The sequence below is a fragment of the Streptomyces roseofulvus genome (assembly GCF_039534915.1).
GTDB classification, from domain to species: domain Bacteria; phylum Actinomycetota; class Actinomycetes; order Streptomycetales; family Streptomycetaceae; genus Streptomyces; species Streptomyces roseofulvus.
In genome coordinates this window covers 2,148,545-2,168,805 of the sequence record NZ_BAAAWE010000001.1, presented here as the reverse complement: position 1 = coordinate 2,168,805, position 20,261 = coordinate 2,148,545, and the positions used below count along the sequence as shown (strand labels likewise).

22 protein-coding genes are annotated in these 20,261 nt (G+C 75.2%); 11 read left to right on the top strand and 11 right to left on the bottom strand.

All coding sequences use genetic code 11. The features are described from left to right. Window positions 1–109: 109 nt before the first annotated feature. On the bottom strand, window positions 110–949 hold the full coding sequence (locus ABFY03_RS09995; protein ID WP_319011143.1) for a class I SAM-dependent methyltransferase: 840 nt from the start codon (window positions 947–949) through the stop codon (window positions 110–112). A 354-nt stretch (window positions 950–1,303) separates the two neighbouring features. Here ABFY03_RS09995 and rpsA point away from each other — a divergent pair, with 354 nt between their 5' ends. From rpsA to ABFY03_RS09975, 4 genes are all read left to right on the top strand, one after another. Next, window positions 1,304–2,809: a 30S ribosomal protein S1 gene (gene rpsA / locus ABFY03_RS09990; RefSeq protein WP_031002689.1), complete on the top strand. Its 1,506-nt coding sequence runs from the start codon at window positions 1,304–1,306 to the stop codon at window positions 2,807–2,809. Window positions 2,810–2,976: 167 nt separating this feature from the next. Beyond that, window positions 2,977–3,915, top strand: a complete 939-nt coding sequence (locus ABFY03_RS09985; protein ID WP_319011142.1) for a PAC2 family protein — start codon at window positions 2,977–2,979, stop codon at window positions 3,913–3,915. Window positions 3,916–3,946: 31 nt separating this feature from the next. Next, window positions 3,947–4,552, top strand: coding sequence for a dephospho-CoA kinase (gene coaE, locus ABFY03_RS09980; RefSeq protein ID WP_346169712.1), 606 nt, complete (start codon window positions 3,947–3,949; stop codon window positions 4,550–4,552). 57 nt (window positions 4,553–4,609) lie between these two features. Further along, complete coding sequence (locus ABFY03_RS09975) at window positions 4,610–4,978, top strand: tetratricopeptide repeat protein (protein WP_031002694.1); 369 nt, start codon at window positions 4,610–4,612, stop codon at window positions 4,976–4,978. Window positions 4,979–4,989: 11 nt separating this feature from the next. On the opposite strand, the gene ABFY03_RS09970 is transcribed toward ABFY03_RS09975, so the two are convergent. Together ABFY03_RS09970 and ABFY03_RS09965 are read right to left on the bottom strand one after the other, a co-directional pair. After that, window positions 4,990–5,268, bottom strand: coding sequence for a DUF6343 family protein (locus tag ABFY03_RS09970; RefSeq protein ID WP_346169711.1), 279 nt, complete (start codon window positions 5,266–5,268; stop codon window positions 4,990–4,992). Window positions 5,269–5,354: 86 nt separating this feature from the next. Further along, window positions 5,355–5,687 (bottom strand): hypothetical protein, encoded by a 333-nt coding sequence (locus ABFY03_RS09965; protein ID WP_319011139.1) that lies wholly within the window; start codon window positions 5,685–5,687, stop codon window positions 5,355–5,357. Between the two features lie 225 nt (window positions 5,688–5,912). Here ABFY03_RS09965 and ABFY03_RS09960 point away from each other — a divergent pair, with 225 nt between their 5' ends. The 3 genes from ABFY03_RS09960 to ABFY03_RS09950 all read left to right on the top strand — a co-directional run bounded on the left by ABFY03_RS09960 (window position 5,913) and on the right by ABFY03_RS09950 (window position 10,983). Next, window positions 5,913–8,756, top strand: a complete 2,844-nt coding sequence (locus ABFY03_RS09960; protein WP_346169710.1) for an SNF2-related protein — start codon at window positions 5,913–5,915, stop codon at window positions 8,754–8,756. After that, on the top strand, window positions 8,753–10,033 hold the full coding sequence (locus ABFY03_RS09955; RefSeq protein ID WP_346169709.1) for an SWIM zinc finger family protein: 1,281 nt from the start codon (window positions 8,753–8,755) through the stop codon (window positions 10,031–10,033). The genes ABFY03_RS09960 and ABFY03_RS09955 overlap by 4 nt, the downstream gene beginning before the upstream one ends. A 137-nt stretch (window positions 10,034–10,170) precedes the next feature. Continuing rightward, complete coding sequence (locus ABFY03_RS09950) at window positions 10,171–10,983, top strand: chaplin (protein WP_346169708.1); 813 nt, start codon at window positions 10,171–10,173, stop codon at window positions 10,981–10,983. A gap of 45 nt (window positions 10,984–11,028) precedes the next feature. On the opposite strand, the gene ABFY03_RS09945 is transcribed toward ABFY03_RS09950, so the two are convergent. Genes ABFY03_RS09945 through ABFY03_RS09930 form a run of 4 tightly spaced genes read right to left on the bottom strand, consistent with a single transcriptional unit; the run spans window position 11,029 to window position 13,455 of the window. Further along, entirely contained in the window at window positions 11,029–11,772 is a 744-nt protein-coding gene (locus tag ABFY03_RS09945) for a DUF2293 domain-containing protein (protein ID WP_319011135.1), read from the bottom strand. 11 nt (window positions 11,773–11,783) lie between these two features. Continuing rightward, window positions 11,784–12,242 carry a hypothetical protein gene (locus ABFY03_RS09940; protein ID WP_346169707.1) on the bottom strand — a complete coding sequence of 153 codons (459 nt, stop codon included), beginning with the start codon at window positions 12,240–12,242 and terminating at the stop codon, window positions 11,784–11,786. A 57-nt stretch (window positions 12,243–12,299) separates the two neighbouring features. Beyond that, window positions 12,300–12,677, bottom strand: coding sequence for a MerR family transcriptional regulator (locus tag ABFY03_RS09935; RefSeq protein ID WP_319011134.1), 378 nt, complete (start codon window positions 12,675–12,677; stop codon window positions 12,300–12,302). Between the two features lie 13 nt (window positions 12,678–12,690). Beyond that, a complete protein-coding gene (locus ABFY03_RS09930) occupies window positions 12,691–13,455 on the bottom strand; it encodes an SDR family NAD(P)-dependent oxidoreductase (RefSeq protein ID WP_346169706.1) in 765 nt (254 codons plus the stop codon). 44 nt (window positions 13,456–13,499) lie between these two features. Between ABFY03_RS09930 and ABFY03_RS09925 the strand changes: the two genes are divergently transcribed. Then, the gene (locus ABFY03_RS09925) at window positions 13,500–13,979 is read left to right on the top strand and encodes a hypothetical protein (RefSeq protein ID WP_346169705.1); all 480 of its coding nucleotides are present in this window, start codon (window positions 13,500–13,502) and stop codon (window positions 13,977–13,979) included. Window positions 13,980–14,007: 28 nt separating this feature from the next. Further along, window positions 14,008–14,655, top strand: a complete 648-nt coding sequence (locus ABFY03_RS09920; protein WP_346169704.1) for a nucleoside/nucleotide kinase family protein — start codon at window positions 14,008–14,010, stop codon at window positions 14,653–14,655. Here the strand turns inward: ABFY03_RS09920 and ABFY03_RS09915 are convergent. Together ABFY03_RS09915 and ABFY03_RS09910 are read right to left on the bottom strand one after the other, a co-directional pair. After that, window positions 14,647–15,573 carry a carbohydrate kinase family protein gene (locus ABFY03_RS09915; RefSeq protein WP_346169703.1) on the bottom strand — a complete coding sequence of 309 codons (927 nt, stop codon included), beginning with the start codon at window positions 15,571–15,573 and terminating at the stop codon, window positions 14,647–14,649. The two genes, ABFY03_RS09920 and ABFY03_RS09915, sit on opposite strands and share 9 nt — an antisense overlap. Next, a complete protein-coding gene (locus ABFY03_RS09910; protein ID WP_346169702.1) occupies window positions 15,570–16,490 on the bottom strand; it encodes a pseudouridine-5'-phosphate glycosidase in 921 nt (306 codons plus the stop codon). Before ABFY03_RS09910 ends, ABFY03_RS09915 begins: the two co-directional genes overlap by 4 nt. Before the next feature lie 287 nt (window positions 16,491–16,777). Here ABFY03_RS09910 and ABFY03_RS09905 point away from each other — a divergent pair, with 287 nt between their 5' ends. Then, complete coding sequence (locus ABFY03_RS09905) at window positions 16,778–17,137, top strand: cupin domain-containing protein (protein ID WP_346169701.1); 360 nt, start codon at window positions 16,778–16,780, stop codon at window positions 17,135–17,137. 15 nt (window positions 17,138–17,152) lie between these two features. Here the strand turns inward: ABFY03_RS09905 and ABFY03_RS09900 are convergent, their stop codons facing one another. Together ABFY03_RS09900 and ABFY03_RS09895 are read right to left on the bottom strand one after the other, a co-directional pair. Then, window positions 17,153–18,454: an MFS transporter gene (locus tag ABFY03_RS09900; protein WP_386723530.1), complete on the bottom strand. Its 1,302-nt coding sequence runs from the start codon at window positions 18,452–18,454 to the stop codon at window positions 17,153–17,155. Window positions 18,455–18,499: 45 nt separating this feature from the next. Next, window positions 18,500–19,054 (bottom strand): methylated-DNA--[protein]-cysteine S-methyltransferase, encoded by a 555-nt coding sequence (locus ABFY03_RS09895; RefSeq protein ID WP_319011127.1) that lies wholly within the window; start codon window positions 19,052–19,054, stop codon window positions 18,500–18,502. A 293-nt stretch (window positions 19,055–19,347) separates the two neighbouring features. Between ABFY03_RS09895 and ABFY03_RS09890 the strand changes: the two genes are divergently transcribed. After that, window positions 19,348–20,244, top strand: a complete 897-nt coding sequence (locus ABFY03_RS09890; protein ID WP_319011126.1) for an MHYT domain-containing protein — start codon at window positions 19,348–19,350, stop codon at window positions 20,242–20,244. Window positions 20,245–20,261 lie beyond the last annotated feature (17 nt).

Genomic DNA, 20,261 nt, shown 5'->3' with positions numbered 1-20,261 from the left:
AGTCTCGTACGGGAAGGAAAAAAGGCGGGCCCGGTTGTCCACAGGCCCGCCTACAAGTACGACTGTCTGACTTCCAGGTGTGGCGGTCCGACGTCGAACGGCTCCGGTCTCAGTCCTCGCGCTCGCACACGAAGATCGCCGTGCCCGGGATCAGATTCCCCCGCAGCGGCGACCAGCCTCCCCACTCCTGGCTGTTCCACGCCGGCCACTCCGGCTCGACCAGGTCCACCAGCCGGAAGCCCCCGGCCACCACGTCCCGCACCCGGTCGCCGAGCGTCCGGTGGTGCTCCACGTACACCGCCCGCCCCGTCTCGTCCTGCTCGACGTACGGCGTCCGGTCGAAATAGGAGGCGGCGACCGACAGGCCCTCCGGCCCCGGCTCGTCCGGGAACGCCCAGCGGATCGGATGCGTCACCGAGAACACCCAGCGGCCGCCCGGCCGCAGCACCCGCCGCACCTCGCGGAAGACCCGCACCGGATCGGCGACGAACGGCACCGCCCCGTACGCCGAGCACGCCAGGTCGAAGGAACCGTCGCGGAACGGCAGCGCCCCCGCGTCCGCCTCCACCAGCGGCACCTCCCCGCCGATCCGCAGGGCGTGCTGGAGCTGCCGGTGCGACAGGTCGAGCGCCACCGGCCGGGCGCCCCGCGCCGCCAGCCACCGCGAGCACTGCGCCGCGCCCGCGCCGATCTCCAGGACGTCGAGCCCCTTCAGTCCCTCCGCCGGCCCGAGCAGCCCGGCCTCGGCCTCGTCCAGCCCCTCCGGACCCCACACGAACCGGTCGTCGCCGAGGAAGGCGCCGTGCTCGCTCTGGTACTCGTCGGCGTTCCGGTCCCACCAGCCCCGGCTGGCCCGGCTGCTCTCCGCGTCCCCGGCGTCACGCCGGGTGGCCTCCGCCTCCTCCTCGTCCGAGGAGAGGGGCACTTCGTGTTCGTACTCTTGGTTCATCTCGCCCGTCGATGTAGTTTGCGCTCAGTGCCGCCTGCCGGCCGACCCCGCCGATGAGGCACGGGTGGACACGAACCGGCATCAGTAGTGCCGGGTTTGCGTGGTTCTGTCCCGGGTGCGCGCTTCGCGCATTGACCCTGTCCGGCCGCCCCCGTATGCTAAAGGTTGCGCTGCGGGCCTGCGCGCCTCAGACGGAGCAGGCCGCGCTCGCACCTGTTGCGGTCCCCTCGGTTTACGAGGCGCCCCCGTTCTCCGGGAGGCGCTTCATCGGCTGTCCGGCTTCTTCAGTGCGATACGGGCTCTCGGCGTAGCAGTACCTACGACTTTCTGTCCGTAACCGGAGCCCTTTCCCACATGACGAGCAGCACCGAGACCACCGCCACCACCCCGCAGGTTGCGGTCAACGACATCGGTAACGAGGAAGCCTTCCTCGCCGCGATCGACGAGACGATCAAGTACTTCAACGACGGCGACATCGTCGACGGCGTCATCGTGAAGGTCGACCGGGACGAGGTCCTGCTCGACATCGGTTACAAGACCGAAGGTGTCATCCCGAGCCGCGAGCTCTCGATCAAGCACGACGTCGACCCCAACGAGGTCGTCAAGGTCGGCGACGAGATCGAGGCCCTGGTTCTCCAGAAGGAGGACAAGGAAGGCCGCCTGATCCTCTCGAAGAAGCGCGCCCAGTACGAGCGTGCCTGGGGCACCATCGAGAAGATCAAGGAAGAGGACGGCATCGTCACCGGTACCGTCATCGAGGTCGTCAAGGGTGGTCTCATCCTCGACATCGGCCTCCGCGGCTTCCTCCCGGCCTCCCTGGTCGAGATGCGTCGCGTCCGCGACCTCCAGCCCTACGTGGGCAAGGAGCTCGAGGCGAAGATCATCGAGCTGGACAAGAACCGCAACAACGTGGTCCTGTCCCGCCGTGCCTGGCTGGAGCAGACCCAGTCCGAGGTCCGCCAGACCTTCCTCACGACCCTCCAGAAGGGTCAGGTCCGCTCCGGCGTCGTGTCCTCGATCGTCAACTTCGGTGCCTTCGTGGACCTGGGCGGCGTCGACGGTCTCGTCCACGTCTCCGAGCTGTCCTGGAAGCACATCGACCACCCGTCCGAGGTCGTCGAGGTCGGCCAGGAGGTCACCGTCGAGGTTCTCGACGTGGACATGGACCGCGAGCGTGTCTCCCTGTCGCTGAAGGCGACGCAGGAGGACCCGTGGCAGCAGTTCGCCCGCACGCACCAGATCGGCCAGGTCGTCCCCGGCAAGGTCACCAAGCTGGTTCCGTTCGGTGCGTTCGTCCGCGTGGACGAGGGCATCGAGGGTCTGGTCCACATCTCCGAGCTGGCCGAGCGCCACGTGGAGATCCCGGAGCAGGTCGTCCAGGTCAACGACGAGATCTTCGTCAAGGTCATCGACATCGACCTCGAGCGTCGCCGGATCTCGCTGTCCCTGAAGCAGGCCAACGAGTCCTTCGGTGCCGACCCGGCGTCGGTCGAGTTCGACCCGACCCTGTACGGCATGGCCGCGTCCTACGACGACCAGGGCAACTACATCTACCCCGAGGGCTTCGACCCCGAGACCAACGACTGGCTCGAGGGCTACGAGACCCAGCGCGAGGCGTGGGAGGCCCAGTACGCCGAGGCGCAGGCTCGCTTCGAGCAGCACCAGGCGCAGGTCATCAAGTCCCGCGAGGCCGACGAGGCCGCCGCTGCCGAGGGCGCTGCCGCCCCGGCCGCCGGCAACGCCGGTGCGGGCATCTCGGGTGGCTCCTACTCCTCCGAGTCGGACGACTCCGCCGGCGCCCTGGCGTCGGACGAGGCCCTCGCCGCCCTCCGCGAGAAGCTCGCCGGCGGCCAGAGCTGAACAGGCTCACCGCTGAGCGGCGCTAGTCGCTAGCAGCACACCGGGGCCCGCTCCCTTCCGGGGGAGCGGGCCCCGGTTCGCGTTTCCGGCCCCGTCCCCGGCCGCCGCCGGGAATGACCTTGGCCTCCGTGGCGTTCTTCCCGAAGACGCGAGGAGGAGCGGTAACCGTGCTTGATCCCCAGGATTTGTACGAGTGGGACGCCAAGGGCCTGGCCGTGGTCGATCTGGCCCTGGCACAGGAGTCGACCGGACTGGTCATGCTGTACCACTTCGACGGCTACATCGACGCGGGAGAGACCGGCGAGCAGATCGTCGAGGGCGTCCTCGACGCCCTGCCGAACCAGGTCGTCGCGCGCTTCGACCACGACCGGCTGGTGGACTACCGCGCCCGCCGCCCCCTGCTGACCTTCCGGCGCGACCGGTGGACCGCGTACGAGACGCCCACCATCGAGGTCCGCCTCGTCCAGGACGCCACCGGCGCCCCCTTCCTCGTCCTCTCCGGCCCCGAGCCGGACGTCGAGTGGGAGCGCTTCGCCGCCGCCGTCGCCCAGATCGTCGAACGGCTCGGCGTCCGGCTCGCGGTCAACTTCCACGGCATCCCCATGGGCGTCCCGCACACCCGGCCCGTCGGCCTCACCCCGCACGGCAACCGCACCGACCTCATGCCCGGCCACCGCAGCCCCTTCGACGAGGCCCAGGTGCCCGGCAGCGCCGAGTCCCTCATCGAGTACCGGCTCACCGAGGCCGGCTTCGACACGCTCGGCGTCGCCGCCCACGTCCCGCACTACGTGGCCCGCTCCCCGTACCCGGACGCGGCGCTCACCGCCCTGGAGGCCGTCACCGCCGCCACCGGGCTCGTCCTCCCGGGCGTCGCCCACGCGCTGCGCACCGAGGCCCGGCGCACCCAGACCGAGATCGACCGCCAGATCGGCGCCGGCGACGAGGAGCTGGTCGCCCTGGTCCAGGGCCTTGAGCACCAGTACGACGCCATGGCCGGAGCGGAGACCCGCGGCAGCCTCGTCGCCGAACCCGTCGACCTGCCCTCGGCCGACGAGCTGGGCCGCGAGTTCGAGCGCTTCCTCGCCGAACGCGAGGGCGACGCCTGACGGCGCGAGGTCAGGGCCTAAGCTGCCGCCCATGCTGAAGGTGGGCCTGACCGGCGGAATCGGCGCCGGCAAGAGTGAGGTGTCGCGGCTTCTCGTCTCGTACGGGGCCGTGCTGATCGACGCGGACCGGATCGCCCGGGAGGTCGTCGAACCGGGCACCCCCGGGCTCGCGGCCGTCGTGGCCGCCTTCGGGGAGGACGTCCTCACCGCCGAGGGCGCCCTGGACCGGCCCAAGCTCGGCTCCATCGTCTTCGCCGACCCCGAGCGGCTGGCCACGCTCAACGCGATCGTGCACCCGCTCGTGGGGGCCCGGTCGGCCGAGCTGGAGGGCGCGGCGCGCCCCGGGGACGTGGTGATCCACGACGTACCGCTCCTCACGGAGAACGGCCTCGCGCCCCTCTACGACCTCGTCGTCGTCGTGGACGCCTCGCCCGAGACCCGGCTCGACCGGCTGGTACGGCTCCGGGGCATGGCCGCGGACGAGGCCAGGGCCCGCATGGCCGCCCAGGCCGACCGCGCGGCCCGGCTGGAGATCGCGGACCTGGTGATCGACAACGACGGCCCGCTCGACGCGCTGGAACCGCGGGTGCGGAAGGTGTGGGAGGAGCTGGCCCGCCGGGCGGCGGAGAACGCCTAGCCGCCGGGAACGCCGCGCCCGGTGTTCCCGGCCCGGAACGTGGGAAGGATGCAGTTCATGGCCGAGAGAAATCCGGAGACGCACGTCATCGACTTCCGTGCCGCGGAGCAGCTGCTCGCCGCGCGGGACCCGCGGGGTGCCGTGAAGCTGCTGGACTCGGTCATCGCCGAGCATCCGGAGAACACCGCCGCCCGCCTGCTGCGGGCCCGGGCCTTCTTCGCCGCCGCCCAGCTGCGTCCCGCGCAGCTGGAATTCGAGCTGGTGCTGGAGCGCGAGCCGGACAACGCCTTCGCCCACTTCGCCCTCGCCCGCACCCTCCAGCGGTCCGGGCAGGACGCCCGGGCCACCCGGCACTTCCGGCTGGCCGCCGCGCTCGACCCCAGGCCCGAGTACGTGCGGGCCGCCGGCTTCGGCACCGAGGACTGACCGGTCGGGCCTCAGCGGTCCTTGCCGTCACGGCCGCCGTGGTCCGGCTCGTACGGGGGGACGTCCCGGCCCGGCTGCCAGTGCGGGCCCTGGCGCAGATGACGCAGGACCATCGACATGTCGACGGCGACCACCAGGAACAGCACCCCGCAGGCCACCGCCCAGCCGGGGCGGTCCACCAGCACGAAGACCACCGTGCCGAAGACCGCCCACACCATCCCCCAGGCACTCAGCCAGAACCGCAGCCGCAGCGTGCTGCGGGCGGTGGCCGGCTCGCTTCCGGTACGCATGACGGCGCCCCGTTCCGTCGGATCCCTGTGGGCACTTCCAGCATCTACCCACCGGAAGGCGAAGGGAACGGCGGCGGGGCCCCGGTTCAGTGCACGATCGTGTAGCTGCGCCAGGGCAGGGTGCCCGGCGCGATCGAGTCGGCGCTGTTGGTCGGCAGGTAGATCGGCTCCTCGCCCCGGCAGTGCGGGGTCCGGTACAGGATCAGGTCCACCAGCGTGCCGTTCTCGACCCGCGTCGCGCCGAGCGGCAGCCGGTGGCAGCCCTTGACCGGCGGGCTCATCACCCGCACCACCTTCTCCCCGCGCGTCTCGTACGTGACGGGGCCGACGGCGGTGCGGCCGAGGCCCGAGCAGCCCGCGACCGTGAGCGTGAGCAGCACGGCCCCGGTGGCGGTCGTGAGACGCCGGCGAACGGACATGGCGGAACCCCTTCGATCGGGCGAGCGAGGCGGTCGGCGGCAGCCCCGGAGGCGAAAAGCCCTGGTCGACGCCACCCTCCCGCCCCCGGACGCGGCTGTCATCCGGGGTTGGGCCGGTCGGGGGACACGCGCCGGCGACCGTTGTCAGACCCCGCCCGTAAGGTCGGGGGTATCGACGCGGAAGCTCCGCGCCGGACGGGGGACCCCGGGGAAGGAGGGCGGCACATGACGGAGCGCTGGACGGCCCGTGCCGCCGTCTTCCTGCCGGCCGCGCTGCCCCGGGACGGCCGGATCGCCCTCTGGTCCCCGGACGGGACGGCCCTGCCCGAGCCCGTCGGCCTGGCCGGGGCGGAGACCACCCGGATCACGGTCGCCCGCCGGCACGGCGCCGGCGCCCGCGGCCGGGAGGTGCCCGCCGTCACCCTGCCCGTGGCGACCGCCCTGCCGCTGCTCGTCGCCGCCCGGCACAGCCCCGCCGCCCACCCCGCCACCGCCTGCTGGGGCGCGGCCGCCCTGCACGCCCTGCACCTCGTCGCCCGGGGCCGGCTGCTGCCCGGGCTCACCGCCGACGACCTGGACGCCTGGCGGGCCGGACCGCTCGACGCCGAGGACATCGCCCATCTGCGGGCCGTCGCCGCCGCGATGCCGTACGAGGCGCACGCCGTGCCCGTCGCCGGTTCGGGTCCGCTCGGGCTGCCCGATCCGGAGGCGCTGGTGCGGGCCTTCCTGGACGCGGTCGCCGACACCCTGCCGCGTACCCCCGCGGCCGTGCACGCGGTCGGGGCGCCCTTCGCCGCCGCCGAGCCGCAGCACCTGCCCGGGGCCCGGGCCTGGGCCGCCGAGGCCGCCGCCGGCATGGACGCCGGGGTGCGGATCTCGCTCCGCCTCGACCTCTCCGCCGCCGAACTCTTCGACACCGCCGACGAGGCCGAGGGAGGCGCCGAGCGGCAGGCGGCGGCCGCGATCCTCCAGGTGCACAGCCTCGCCGACCCGACCCTCGTCATCGACGCCGCCGCGCTGTGGGCGGGGGAGGGCGAGCACTTCGGCCCCCGCGCCCGCATCGACGCCCTGCTCGCCCTGCGCCGCGCCGCCCGGATCTGGGCCCCGCTCGGCCGCCTCCTGGAGCGGGACGCGCCCGATGTCCTGGCCCTCTCCGAGGGCGAGCTGTACGAGCTGCTCGGCCCCGCCGCGGCCCGGCTCGCCGACGCCGGGGTCGCGCTGCACTGGCCGCGCGACCTGGCCCGCTCGCTCAGCGCCTCCGCCGTCGTCCGCCCCGCCCGTTCGGCGCCCGGCTCCGCCACCGACGGCACCAGCTTCTTCGACTCCACGGAGCTCCTCCGCTTCGACTGGCAGCTCGCGCTCGACGGGGATCCGCTCACCCAGGGCGAGATGGACCTGCTCGCCGAGGCCCACCGCCCCGTCGTCCGGCTCCGCGACCGCTGGGTCGTCGTCGATCCCGACCTCGTCCGCAAGGCCCGCAAGCGCGAACTGGGTCTGCTGGAACCGGTCGACGCCCTCGCTGCCGCGCTCACCGGCAGCGCCGAGGTGGACGGCGAGACCGTCCCCGCCGTACCGGTCGGCGCGCTCGCGGTCCTCCGCGACCGGCTCCTCGCCGGCCCCGAGGCCGCCGCGCCCCCGCCCGGGCTCACCGCCACCCTGCGCGACTACCAGCTCCGCGGCCTCGCCTGGCTCGACCTGATGACCTCGCTCGGCCTCGGCGGCTGCCTCGCCGACGACATGGGCCTGGGGAAGACCGTGACCGTCCTCGCCCTCCACCTCCGCCGGGCCCGCCGCGAGCCCACCCTCGTCGTCTGCCCCGCCTCGCTCCTCGGCAACTGGCAGCGGGAGGCGGCGAGGTTCGCGCCCGGCGTGCCCGTCCGCCGCTTCCACGGCACCGCGCGGGACCTCGGCGACCTCGACGGCGGGATCGTCCTCACCACCTACGGCACCCTGCGCACCCGCGCCGCGCAGCTCGCCGAGCGGTCCTGGGGGATGGTCGTCGCCGACGAGGCCCAGCACGTGAAGAACCCGTTCTCCGCGACCGCCAAGGCGCTCCGCACCGTCCCCGCGCCCGCCCGGGTCGCCCTCACCGGCACCCCGGTGGAGAACAACCTCTCCGAACTGTGGGCCATCCTCGACTGGACCACTCCCGGACTCCTCGGCCCGCTCAAGGCGTTCCGCTCCCGCCACGCCCGCGCCGCGGAGAACCACGAGGAGCTGGAGAACGAGGAGGCGGTGGAGCGGCTCGCCCGGCTCGTCCGCCCCTTCCTGCTCCGCCGCCGCAAGTCCGACCCCGGCATCGTCCCCGAACTGCCGCCCAAGACCGAGTCCGACCATCCGGTGCCGCTCACCCGCGAACAGGCGTCGCTGTACGAGGCGGTGGTCCGCGAGACGCTGGGCCAGATCGAGGCGGCGGAGGGCATGGCCCGCCGCGGCCTGGTGATGAAGCTGCTGACCTCGCTCAAGCAGATCTGCAACCATCCCGCCCAGTACCTCAAGGAGGACGTCCCGCGCGGCGGTGGCTCCGCCCGTCTCGCCGGCCGCTCCGGCAAGCTGGCCCTCCTCGACGAACTCCTCGACACCATCCTCGCCGAGGACGGCTCCGTGCTCGTCTTCACCCAGTACGTGACGATGGCGCGGCTCCTCGCCGACCACCTCAGCGCCCGCGGCGTCACCAGCCAACTCCTGCACGGAGGGACGCCGGTGGCCGAGCGGGAGCGGATGGTCGACCGCTTCCAGGCCGGCGAGGTGCCCGTCTTCCTGCTCTCCCTCAAGGCGGCCGGCACCGGCCTCAACCTCACCCGCGCCGGCCATGTCGTCCACTACGACCGCTGGTGGAACCCGGCGGTCGAGGACCAGGCCACCGACCGCGCCTACCGGATCGGCCAGACCCAGCCCGTGCAGGTCCACCGGCTCGTCACCGAGGGCACCGTCGAGGACCGCATCGCCGAACTGCTCCGTGCCAAGAGGGCCCTGGCCGAGGCCGTCCTGGGCTCCGGCGAGGCCGCCTTCACCGAACTCAGCGACCGCGAGCTGGCCGACCTGGTCTCCCTGAGGAGGTCCGCGTGAACCGCCCCGCCTCCCGGGCCGCCCGCCCCGCCCGCGCGGCCGGCCCCCGCCACGACGACCGCCGCCGCACCTTCCCGGCCGTCCCGCCCCGCGAAGCCGCCGACGGGCGCTTCGCCGCCACCTGGTGGGGCAACGCCTGGGTGGCCGCCCTGGAGCGCACCGCGCTCGACCAGGCCCGCCTGGGCCGCGGCCGGGCCTACGCGGAGCGCGGTCACGTCGACGCCATCACCGTCACCCCGGGCCGGGTCGTCGCCTATGTGCACGGCAGCCGGATCCGCCCGTACCGCACGGAGATCCGGATGCGGACCCTCGGCGACGACGGCTGGGAGCTCTTCCTCGACGAGGCCGCCGCCCGGCCCGAGCACATGGCCGCCCTCCTCGACAAGGAGGTCCCGCACGCGCTGGAGGCCGTCGAGGGACTGCTGCCCGCCCCCGGCGACCTGTTGCCCGACTGCTCCTGCCCCGACGACGGCTTCCCCTGCAAGCACGCCGCCGCCCTCTGCTACCAGGCCGCCCGGCTCCTCGACGAGGACCCGTTCGTCCTCTTCCTGATGCGCGGCCGCGGCGAGGGCGAGCTCCTCGCCGAGCTCTCCCGGCGCAACGCGGTCCGGTCCGCCGCCGAATCCGCTCCCGCCGCGCCCGTCCTGCCCGCCGTGCCCGCCCGGGACGTGCTTGCCGCCACCGTGCCCGCGCTGCCGCTGCCCCCGCCGCTGCCGCTCCCCGACCGGCCCGGCCGCCCCGCCGTCTTCCCGCCGGACCCGCACGCCCCGGACCCCCTCGCGCTGGACCTGCTGGCCGGGGAGGCCGCCGCCCGTGCCCACGCCTTCCTCGCCACCGGGCACGACCCGGTCGCCGGCCTCACCCCGTGGCAGGACGCGGTCCGGCTGGCCGCCGCCCACCCCGGCTCCGGGCTCACCGCCTCGACCCGCGCGCTCTACCGGGACCTGGCCGACGCCCTCGACCGGACCCCGACCGACCTCGCCCGCGCCGTCGCCGCCTGGCGCCAGGGCGGCGCGGCGGGGCTCACGGTCCTGGAGGAGCCCTGGGACCCGCCCGCCGGACCGTTCGACCGGGCGAGACCCGCGCTCCTCGCCGCCGACTTCCCGACCTTCCGCCCCTGGCGCAACCGGCTCTCCACCGCCTCGCTCCAACTGCGGCTCGGCAAGGACGGCCTGTGGTACCCGTACGAATCGGACCGCGGCCGCGAGGACTGGTGGCCGCGCGGCATCCCCGACGCCGACCCGGTCGGAGCCCTCACCGAACTCCTGGGCGGCTAGCGGACACCGGCGGCACCACTCGAACGGAGCCTCCCTCGAACGAGTGAAACCCGCCAACGGCCGGATCCGGCATACGTGTGCGTCGCGTTTATTCCGGTACGGGCAATCGCCCGTGCAACTCCGGAAGGCAGGAAGCCATGAGGCAGATGCGCCGAAGTGGTCTGGCCACACTGTTGGTCACGGGTGGCGCGCTCGCGCTGTCGGCGGGCGCCGCCCACGCGGACTCGGGAGCCGAGGGGGCCGCGGTCGGCTCGCCCGGCGTCGGCTCCGGCAACACGATCCAGCTGCCGGTCCACGTACCGGTCAACCTCTGTGGGAACACGGTCAACGTGGTCGGGCTGCTCAACCCGGCGGCGGGCAACGCGTGCGCCAACACCTCGGCCCCGGCCGGGGAGTCCACGGACTCGGGCCCCGGGCGGACCCACAAGGACGAGGCCATGACCCCGCGCGGCGGCGAGCAGACCGGCACCGGCACCGGCGGCGGCTCCTCGGACGGCGGCGCGGTCAACGGCGGCGGCGCCACCGCCGAGAGCCACGCCGAGGGCTCCCCGGGCGTGCTGTCCGGGAACGGCCTCCAGCTCCCGATCGACCTGCCGGTCAACGTCGTCGGCAACTCGGTCAACGTGGTGGGCATCGGCAACCCGGCCGTCGGGAACACCGGCGTCAACGGCCCGAGCACCCCCGAGGAGCCCGAGGTCGAGATCCCGACCCCGCGCCCGCAGACCCCGGTGCGCAACGTGCCGCCGAAGCCGGTCGCCGAGCAGGAGAAGCCCGAGGCGCCCGCCCCGGTGCCCGCTCCCGCTCCCGCCCCGCAGGGCGAGACCAGCACCTCGTCGCTCGCCGCCACCGGCAGCGAGAGCGTCGGCTTCGCCGCCGCGGGCAGCGCCGCGCTCCTCCTCGGTGGCGCGCTGATGTACCGCCGCGCCCGTCGCGCGGCCGACCAGGTCTGACCCGGACCTCCCACGCCGAGGCCGGCCCCGCTGACGTCCGAGCCGTCAGCGGTCCGCCCGGCCCGGCGTCCCCTTCGCGCCCGTCGTGTCCGTCACGCCGGGCGCGTCCGCGTCTCCGCGCCCTCGTGACTCCGGTGCGCGCCAGGCCCGGAGCACCGTCTCGATGGCCGGGGCGACCGTGGTGCGGGCCCGGTGGCGGGGGACACCGCTCATCAGCAGCGTGTCGTAGGGCGTGTCCAGGTGCCGTACCGAGGCGCGGACCGCGGCCGTCACGGCGCCCCGGTCGAGGGCTCGCCCGGCGGCCGTCCGGCCCACCCGGCCGCTGCCCTTCGCCGAGGCGTGGGCGGCGATCTCGGCCGCCCGGTCGAGCGGCATCGTGGGGAAGAGCCGCAGGATCTCGGCCCGCAGCGCCTCGGTGATCCCGGCGTCCCGCGCCGCCCGCCGCTCCGCGTCCCGGGCCCGCCGCCGGGCCCGGGCCTCCGCGTCGGCGAGGCAGGCCGCCTCCGCCAGCGCGAGGGCCGCCTCCTCGACGAGCAGCCCCTGCCGCTCGTACCGGGTGCGGCGCCGGTTGTGGCGGACGACCACCGCCCACAGCGTGCTGCGCTCCCGGGCGCGCCGGGTGAGGGCGGTGTCGCCGCGGCGCAGGAAGACCAGGTGGCCGAGGTCGGCGCAGTCCAGGCAGACCGGCCGGCCGTACTCGACGATCATCCGTTCCAGCGGGCCCTGCCGGCACTCCGAGCAGCGGCGGCGGCGCAGCGGTTCGACGACGACGGGCGCGACGAGGTCCATGCCCGCCGTCCTCAGCGCAGTCCGGGCGCGGCGGCGGCGATGAACCGGGAGAGGGCCTCCTTGGCCTCGTCGGAGCGGCGGGCCCGGTCCGCCGTGCCCACCGCCTCGTGCATGCAGTGGGTCTGCTGGAAGGCGGCCTCGGCGAGCCGCCGGACGCCGGCGTCGTCGCAGACCAGCTGGACGCGGAAGAGGGCCTGGCGGGCGGCGGTCCGCTGCCGGTAGGAGGCGTGCCGGGACTCCTCGGCCTCGTCGGAGCCGGGCTCCTCGACGGCCCGGAACCAGCGGTCGTTCTGGCTGTGGCGGTACTCGACGACGGCGCCGGCGAAGGCGCTGTACGTGGCGATCCGTTCCTGGCGGAGCTGCTCGTTCCGGGCGAGTGCCGCCGTGCGCAGGGTCATCCGCCCCTGGAACCAGTGGGTGGCGATCACGCCGAGGAGCGTGCCCGCCACCGCTATCAGCGCCGCTTCCATGACCGGTCGTCCTCCCGTAGCCGCTCCTGCGGTCCGAAGATCCTCCGGACCGTCAGATCATGACAGTCCGGGGGCCGTCGCGTCACTGCCGGACCGGTCGGCGAGTGCCGCCGCCAGCCGGTCGCGGGCCGCCGTCTGGGCCGCGATCCGTGCGTCGAGCACCGCCAGCCGTTCCCGGGCGATCTCCAGGCCGCGGGCGGAGGGCCGCACCGACGGCAGGTCCCCGTCGAGGCAGGAGCGGAAGGCCGACACGTCGTCGAGGGTGAGCCCGGCGTCGAGGAGGTAGCGGATGTTGGCGACGCGGACGACCGCGCCCTCCTCGTAGACGCGGTAGCCGTTGGCCGCGCGGGCGGAGGCGATGAGCCCGGCCTGCTCGTAGTGGCGCAGGGCCCGCGCCGACACGCCCGTCCTGCGGGCCAGTTCACCGATGCGCACCCCCGCAGTCGTATCACGCGACGAGCGCGCCCCCGTCGACGGGGAGGACGGTCCCGGTGAGGTAGGCGGCCTCGGGCGCGGCGAGCGCGGTGACCGCCCAGGCGACCTCCTCGGGCCGGCCGATCCGCCCGAGCGGGGTGTGCGCCACCTGCCACGCGCGGGTCCGCCGCCGCTGTTCCGGCGTCAGGCCCATGTGATCGGCGATGGGAGTCTCGACGGCGCCGGGCGCGACCGCCACCACCCGGATCCCGGCGGGCGCGAGTTCCACCGCCCAGCAGCGGGTCAGCGTCTCCAGGGCGCTCTTGGTCGCCGGGTAGACGGAACTGGCGGGCCAGCCGCGCTGTCCGATCGTCGTCGTCACGTTGACGACCACGCCCCGGGAGGCGGTCAGCGCCGGCACCGCGGCCTGGGTGAGCAGCACGGGCGCGATCAGGTTCGTCTCCAGGAGGGGGCCGATCACCGTCCGGTCGAGGGTGCCGAGCGGGCCGCCGCCCGCGATGCCCGCGTTGTTGACGAGGACGTCGAGGCGGCCGTGGGCGGCGAGGACGTCCCGGACCAGTTCCTCGGGGGCGCCCTCGGCGGTGATGTCGGCGGGGTACGGGTGGATCGCGGCGGGCGCCTCGGCGGCGGTCTCCCGCAGCGGCCCGGGCCTGCGGCCCACCGCGACGACGGTGGCGCCCTGTCGGGCGAAGGCCCGCGCGGTGGCCCGGCCGATGCCGGTCCCGGCGCCGGTGACGAGGACGACGCGGGCGGTGGAGGCGGTCTCGTGGGTGTCCATGAATCCGATGGTGGAACCGTGACGCCAGTGACAAGGTCAAGTCCATGACCCACGAGGACCGTTCGCCCGCGCCGCACGTGCTGTGGGCCGCCCTGCCGCAGGCCGTGCGGGAACGGCTGGACGCCCATGTCCTGCGGCGGTCCCGGCTGATGGCGGCCCGGCAGGTCCTGGACGCCGGGCTGCACCCGCGTCCCGGCCTGTACACGTGCCTCGACCTCGTCCACGTGCGGGAGGAGATCCTGGCCGACCGGCTGGTGCCGCCGCCGGCCCGGGACGCGGACACGCTCACCGCGCGGGCGGAGGCGCTCGGGTGGCCGGTCGCCGCGCTGGAGTCGGCGTGGGACGGGGACAGCCGGGGCTGGATCCTGGTGCTGGACGCCGTGGGCGGGGCGGGGGAGCGGGCGGCTCTCGCCCAGTGGCAGGAGGTCGTGTGGGACGGGCCGCGCGCCATCGCGGCGGAGGTCGCCCGGCGGCTCGGGGTGCCGGTGCGGGGGCCGGGGGAGGGCGGGCCGGACCGGCCGTGAGGAGCGGGCGCAGGGCAGAATGGGCGGGATGCGATACGAGGCGATCACCTGGGGCCGGATGGCCGGGCGGCTGGCCAGGCACCTGGACCGGCTCGCGCCCGCCGACGGCGGCGACCGGCTGAAGGTCGCCGTCGACGGTGCCCCCGCCGCGGGCGGCGAGGAACTGGCCGGGCTGCTCGCGGAACAGCTGCGGGACCGCGGGCGCCCGGTGTGCGTCGTGGGGACCGCGGGATTCCTGCGGCCCGCGTCGCTGCGGTTCGAGCACGGCAGGCAGGACCCCGACGCCTACTACGACGGCTGGACCGACACCGGCGCCCTGTGGCGGGAGGTGTTCACCCCGCTGGAGCCCGGCGGCGACGGACGGATCCTGCCCGACCTGTGGGACCCGGTGAAGGACCGGGCGACCCGCAGCCCCTATGTGACGCTGCCGCCCGGCGGTGTGCTGCTGCTCCACGGCCCCTTCCTCCTCGGGCACTGGTTCCCCTTCGACCTGAGCGTCCATCTGCGCCTGTCGCCCGCCGCCCTCGCCCGGCGCGCCGAGGAGTCATGGACGCTGCCCGCCTTCGCCCGGTACGAGGCGGAGACCGACCCCGCCGGGACCGCCGACGTCGTGGTCCGGGCCGACGATCCGCGGCACCCGGCCTGGACCGGGCTCGGGGCGCTCGGCTCAGACTGACGGCGGCCGGCCGCCGACCAGCGTCACCGCCTCGGCGCCCGCCGCGCACCCCGCCCGGGCCGCCTCCGCCGGGTCCGCGCCCGCGAGCCGGGCGGCGAGGAACGCGCCGGTGAACGCGTCGCCCGCGCCCGTCGAGTCCACCCGCCGCTCCGGCGGCACGGCCGGGGCCGTCACCCGGGCCGTGACCGCCCCGGCCTCGGCGACCAGCGCGCCCGCCGCGCCCAGCGTCACCACGACCAGCGGCACCCGGCGGCTGAGCTCCCGGGCCGCCGCCTCCGCGTCCGGCGCGCCGGTGAGCAGCCGGGCCTCGTCGGCGTTGGGCAGCAGGACGGAGGCGCCCGCCACGGCCGCGAGGAACCGCTCCGGCCCGAGCCGGGCCAGGAAGCCGGCCGACGCCGGGTCCACGCTCACGGGAGTCCCGGCGGCCCGGGCGTCCCGCAGGGCGAGGAGCGCCGCCGCCCGGCTCGTGGGGGCGAAGAAGAGGTAGCCGGAGAGGTGAAGCGCCGCGACCCCGTCCAGCAGTCCGGCCGACCAGTCGTCGGGGCAGAGGCGCAGCATGGCCCCGCCGTCCGTCAGGAAGGTCCGCTCGGCGGATTCGTCGACCAGGGCGATGACCGTGCCCGTCGGAGCGTCGGGGTCGGGCACGAGCAGCGGACGGACGCCCGCCGCGACCAGCGCCCGCTCGTGCCAGCCGGCCGACTCCGTGCCGACCCGGCCGAGGAGCCGTACCTCCCGGTCGCCCGAACGGGCCGCCCAGCAGGCCGCGTTGGCCCCGGCGCCGCCCGGCAGGGTGCGGATCGCGGCCGCCGTGTCCGTCGCCGGCGCGAGCGGGGTACGGTGCCGGGCCACCACGTCCGTGACGACGTCCCCGACGACCAGCAGCGCCCCGGCCCGCCCCGCCTCCCCGGCCTCCGTCACCGCTCGCCCGCGGCGTACGCCCCCGCGATCTCGGCCGCGAGGCGGACGTTGCCCCGCACCGCCGCCAGGTTGGCCTCCAGGGACGCGCCGTCCGTGTGGGTGGTCAGGTACTCCAGGAGGAACGGCGTCACCGCCTGCCCGGTGATCCCCTTCTCCTTCAGCTCGGCGAGGCCCCGGGCGAGCACCCGGTCGTGCAGCGCCGGGTCCAGCTGCTCCGCCTGCGGCACCGGATTGGCCACGATCAGCGCCGACCAGGGGCGGCCCAGCGCCTCCTGTGCCCGTATGACGGCGGCGACCTCCGCCGGGCTGCGCAGGGTCCAGTCGACCGGCTCCCCGGAGGAGGAGAGGTAGAAACCGGGGAAGGTCTCCGTGCCGTATCCGGCGACCGTGACGCCCAGGGTCTCCAGGCGCTGGAGCGTCGCCGGCACGTCGAGGATGGACTTCACGCCCGCGCACACCACGGTGACGCCGACCTCGGCGAGCAGCCGCAGGTCGGCGGACTCGTCCTGGGTCTCGCGCCACTCGCGGTGCACGCCGCCGAGACCGCCGGTGGCGAAGACCCGTATGCCCGCGGCGTCCGCGAGCCGGGCCGTCGCCGACACCGTGGTCGCCCCGGTCGCGCCGGTGGCGAGCGCGGGCGCCAGGTCCCGGTGGCCGAGCTTGCGCACCGACGGGTCCTCGGCGATCCGGGTCAGCCCCGCCCGGTCGAGGCCGATCCGGGCCACCCCGTCGACGACGGCGATGGTGGCGGGCACGGCGCCGCGGTCCCGTACCGACTCCTCCAGCTCCACGGCGACCGCCAGGTTCCGCGGCCGCGGCAGGCCGTGGGCGATGATCGTCGATTCGAGGGCGACGACGGGACGGCCCTCGTGGAGCGCCTCCCGTACCTCTTCGGACACCAGTGTGGTCGTGGTCATGGTCCATGTCTCGGCCGCCCGGACGCCCCGCAAACACCTCTGGCGATCTCCCGCCACCCCCCTTTCGCACGGGGGTGCGAGTGGGGTACGGATTCGGTTCCCGGGCGTCCGGCCGACGGGGCCGATCCGCCCCGGGCCCCGCCGGAGCGACGGGCAGGGCCCCGCTGCGGAATCCGTCGCCGACCGCACGGGTTCGCAACGTGCCTGGTCAGAGCCATGAGCGGAGGGATTTGTTCCGCGGTCCCGGTGTCAGGTGCGGGCCGGGAGCCCGGCTACAGTCACCGGCCATGACGACACACGACCTCCCCTCCTTCGCCGTCCACATCCCCGACGCCGCGCTCGAGCCCGAGCCGCTCGACCCCGGCCAGATCGTCTCCGGCGCCCCCGAGGTGACCGGCAAGGTGCTGTGGGAGTCCGCCGACGGCAAGCAGCTGCGCGGCATCTGGCAGATCACCCCCGGCGTCGTCACCGACACCGAGGCGAACGAGCTCTTCGTCGTCGTCAGCGGCCGCGCCACCGTCGCCGTCGAGGGCGGCGCCACGATGGAGATCGGGCCCGGCGACGCCTGCGTCCTGCGCGAGGGCGACCGGACCACCTGGACCGTCCACGAGACGCTGCGCAAGGCGTACCACATCACCCTGCCCTGACCCGGGCCGTACCGCTCAGGCCCTGCGGAGCGCACCCCGCAGGGCCAGCGCGCCCATCGGCAGCAGCAGACAGGCCGCGAGCGCGTTGAGCGGCCCGTAGCCGGCCTGGGAGACGATCACGCCGGCCGCCAGGCCGCCGAGGCCCGCCGCCGTGTTCATCACGGTGTCCGACAGGCCCTGGACGGCCGCGCGCGCCGCCTGCGGCACCGAGTCCGTCAGCAGCGCCGAGCCCGACACCAGACCGGCCGACCAGCCCAGCCCCAGGACGAACAGGCCGGCCGCCACCCGGGTGTGGCTCGCCCCCGCCGTCCCCGCGAGCAGCGCCGCCAGCCCCAGCAGCCCGACCGCGAGGCCGATCACCGCCAGCCGGCCGAGCCGGTCCGCGAGCCAGCCCATGACCGGCGAGAACGCGTACATGCCCGCGATGTGCACGCTGATGACGAGCCCGATCAGCTCGATCCCGGCCCCGTGGTGGGTGAGCGCCACCGGCGTCATCGACATGATCGACACCATCACGGTCTGCGAGGCGGCCACGGTCACCAGGGCGATCCGCGCCTGCGGCGACGCGCGGACCGCGCGCAGCCCGGCCCGCAGCGACCGGTTCTCCGGCAGGTCCGCCGCCGCGCCCTCGTCCGCCGCGGCCAGCGCCCGCGCCGTCAGCAGCGGATCGGGCCGCAGCAGCACCGCCACCACCAGCGCCGAGACCACGAACACCACCGCGGCCCACACGAAGGGGCCCGCCGCCACCGGGATGCCGAGACCGGAGACGCTCCGCCCGGCCGGAGCCGCGATGTTCGGGCCGAGGACGGCGCCGATCGTGGTCGCCCACACCACCGTCGAGATGGCCCGCGCCCGCCGGTCCGGCTCCGCCAGGTCGGCGGCGGCGAACCGGGCCGCGAGATTGGCCGAGGACCCCGCCCCGAAGCCCACCAGTCCCACCAGCAGCACCGCGAAACTGCCCACGACCGCGCCGAGCACCGCGACCCCGGCGCCCAGCGCGCCCAGCAGATAGGCCAGCACCAGACCGGCCCGCCGGCCCCGGCGGGCCATCAGCGCCGCCAGCGGCATCGCGAGCAGCGCGGGCCCGGCCACCGTGGCCGTCGAGGCGAGCCCGGCCAGCGCGTCCGTACCGCTCACCTCTGTGGCGAGGACGGCGGCGAGCGCCACCCCCGTGGCGATCCCCAGGCCGCCGAGGATCTGGGTGGCGACGAGCACCGCCTGGACGCGGCGGCGCAGTTCCGGCAGGGCGACGGCGCCCACGGGGGCGGCTGTCTCGCCGAGCGCGGCGGTGTCAGGGGCGTCGGGCGTTTTGGTCACGACCGGAGTGTGCCAGTCGCCCCCGGCCGAGGGGAACGCCCGGTCTCAGAACAGCGGCTCCGGCAGCACGCCCTCCAGCGCCAGGAGTCTCCGCTTCGTCTCCAGCCCGCCGCCGAAGCCCCCGAGGCCGCCGTCGCTCTCCACCACGCGGTGGCACGGCACCACCACCGGCAGCGGATTGGCGCCCATGGCCGCGCCCACCGCCTGCGCCGCCCCCGGCTGCCCGACGCGCCGCGCCAGCTCCCCGTACCCGACGACCGCCCCGTACGGGACCCCCGCGGCCAGCTCGCGCAGCACCTGGCGGTTGAAGCCGGTCGCCAGCGACCAGTCCAGCGGCAGGTCGAAGACGCGCAGCGCGCCCGCGAAGTACCGGTCCAGCTGCCGCACCGGCTCCGCGAGCAGCCCGGTCGCGCTCTCGACGACCGTGGCGCCCAGCTGCTCGGCGAGCCGCTCCGGCATCCGCTCCCGGCGCCCCTCGCGCGCGTGGAACTCGACCCGCACGAGCCCCCGCCCGGTGGCCGCCAGGAAGAGCGGGCCGATGCCGCTGCCCACGACCGCCCACTCGGCGGTGACGCCCCGCGCTCCGTCCTCGATGTCCATGCCCTCACCGTACGACCCGGCACCGACAGCCCCACCGGAGACGGCCGGCACCCCCGGCGGCCGCCGGCACGCCACCGACGCCCTCCGGCCAGAACGCCGGATCGGCGGCGAACCGGCGGCGGGAGCCTCCCCGCAGGTCACGGACCGGTCTCGCTCCGGTCTCGCGACCGGAAAATCCCCGGTCAGGTGCTCACCGCACCCCGGACGGGCCATAATCTCGCCCCGGTAGTACTACCCAGCGGTACCGACTGTTTTCGGACGTCCATGCGCCAGGGGTGGGAGGGCACACGCTCATGCAGGGCACGGTCGACGGATTCAGCTACGGCATCGTCACACCGGTGGCGGCCTTCCTCATGGCCTGCCTCGGCGGTGCCCTGGGGCTGAGATGCACGACCCGCTCGCTGCGCCACCAGGACTCCTTCAAGGCGGGCTGGCTCGCGCTCGGCTCCACCTCGATCGGCACCGGCATCTGGACCATGCACTTCATCGCCATGATGGGCTTCTCGGTCCGGCAGGCGCCGATCGACTACGACCGGCCGATCACCTTCGCCAGCCTCGGCGTCGCCGTCGTCATGGTCGGCGTCGGGATCTTCATCGTCGGCTACCGGGGCGCCACCGCGCTCACCCTCGTCACCGGCGGCACCATCACCGGCCTCGGCGTCGCCACCATGCACTACCTCGGCATGGCCGGGATGCGGCTGCCGGGTCGGATCGAGTACGACACCCTCACCGTCGCCCTCTCCGTGGTCATCGCCGTCGTCGCCGCCACCACCGCCCTCTGGGCGGCGGTCTCCGTGCACGGCTTCCTCGCCAGCCTCGGGGCCAGCCTCGTCATGGGCGTCGCCGTCAGCGGCATGCACTACACCGCCATGGCGGCCGTCAGCGTCCACCTGCACGCCGCCCCTGCCGCCGCCGCGGGCGCCTCCGCCGGCTCGCTGCTGCTGCCCATGCTGATCGGCCCCGCCGTCTTCCTCATCCTGGCCGCCGTCGTCGTCATGTTCGACCCGCTGCTCGTCATGGGCGACCCCGACTGGCAGCGCGCCCCGGCCCGCTCCCCGTACCGCCCCGGCGTCCCCGCGCCCCGCCACGTCCCCAGCTACGGCGAGCCCGCGAACTGGACCGCCCGCCCCGCCGGCCGCGGCTCCCGCCGCTCCGCCCCGCGCGGCGGACACCGCTCCCAGGACTGGTGACGGAGGGCCGCCGCGCG

Coding starts and splice junctions, on each gene's coding strand:
- rpsA (WP_031002689.1), top strand. CDS start 1,304: ATGACGAGCAGCACCGAGACCACCGCCACCACCCCGCAGGTTGCGGTC.
- ABFY03_RS09945 (WP_319011135.1), bottom strand. CDS start 11,772: ATGGACCTCGTCGCGCCCGTCGTCGTCGAACCGCTGCGCCGCCGCCGC.
- ABFY03_RS09910 (WP_346169702.1), bottom strand. CDS start 16,490: ATGACCACGACCACACTGGTGTCCGAAGAGGTACGGGAGGCGCTCCAC.
- coaE (WP_346169712.1), top strand. CDS start 3,947: ATGCTGAAGGTGGGCCTGACCGGCGGAATCGGCGCCGGCAAGAGTGAG.
- ABFY03_RS09965 (WP_319011139.1), bottom strand. CDS start 5,687: ATGTCCGTTCGCCGGCGTCTCACGACCGCCACCGGGGCCGTGCTGCTC.
- ABFY03_RS09950 (WP_346169708.1), top strand. CDS start 10,171: ATGAGGCAGATGCGCCGAAGTGGTCTGGCCACACTGTTGGTCACGGGT.
- ABFY03_RS09960 (WP_346169710.1), top strand. CDS start 5,913: ATGACGGAGCGCTGGACGGCCCGTGCCGCCGTCTTCCTGCCGGCCGCG.
- ABFY03_RS09930 (WP_346169706.1), bottom strand. CDS start 13,455: ATGGACACCCACGAGACCGCCTCCACCGCCCGCGTCGTCCTCGTCACC.
- ABFY03_RS09975 (WP_031002694.1), top strand. CDS start 4,610: ATGGCCGAGAGAAATCCGGAGACGCACGTCATCGACTTCCGTGCCGCG.
- ABFY03_RS09905 (WP_346169701.1), top strand. CDS start 16,778: ATGACGACACACGACCTCCCCTCCTTCGCCGTCCACATCCCCGACGCC.
- ABFY03_RS09895 (WP_319011127.1), bottom strand. CDS start 19,054: ATGGACATCGAGGACGGAGCGCGGGGCGTCACCGCCGAGTGGGCGGTC.
- ABFY03_RS09920 (WP_346169704.1), top strand. CDS start 14,008: ATGCGATACGAGGCGATCACCTGGGGCCGGATGGCCGGGCGGCTGGCC.
- ABFY03_RS09970 (WP_346169711.1), bottom strand. CDS start 5,268: ATGCGTACCGGAAGCGAGCCGGCCACCGCCCGCAGCACGCTGCGGCTG.
- ABFY03_RS09925 (WP_346169705.1), top strand. CDS start 13,500: ATGACCCACGAGGACCGTTCGCCCGCGCCGCACGTGCTGTGGGCCGCC.
- ABFY03_RS09940 (WP_346169707.1), bottom strand. CDS start 12,242: ATGGAAGCGGCGCTGATAGCGGTGGCGGGCACGCTCCTCGGCGTGATC.
- ABFY03_RS09995 (WP_319011143.1), bottom strand. CDS start 949: ATGAACCAAGAGTACGAACACGAAGTGCCCCTCTCCTCGGACGAGGAG.
- ABFY03_RS09890 (WP_319011126.1), top strand. CDS start 19,348: ATGCAGGGCACGGTCGACGGATTCAGCTACGGCATCGTCACACCGGTG.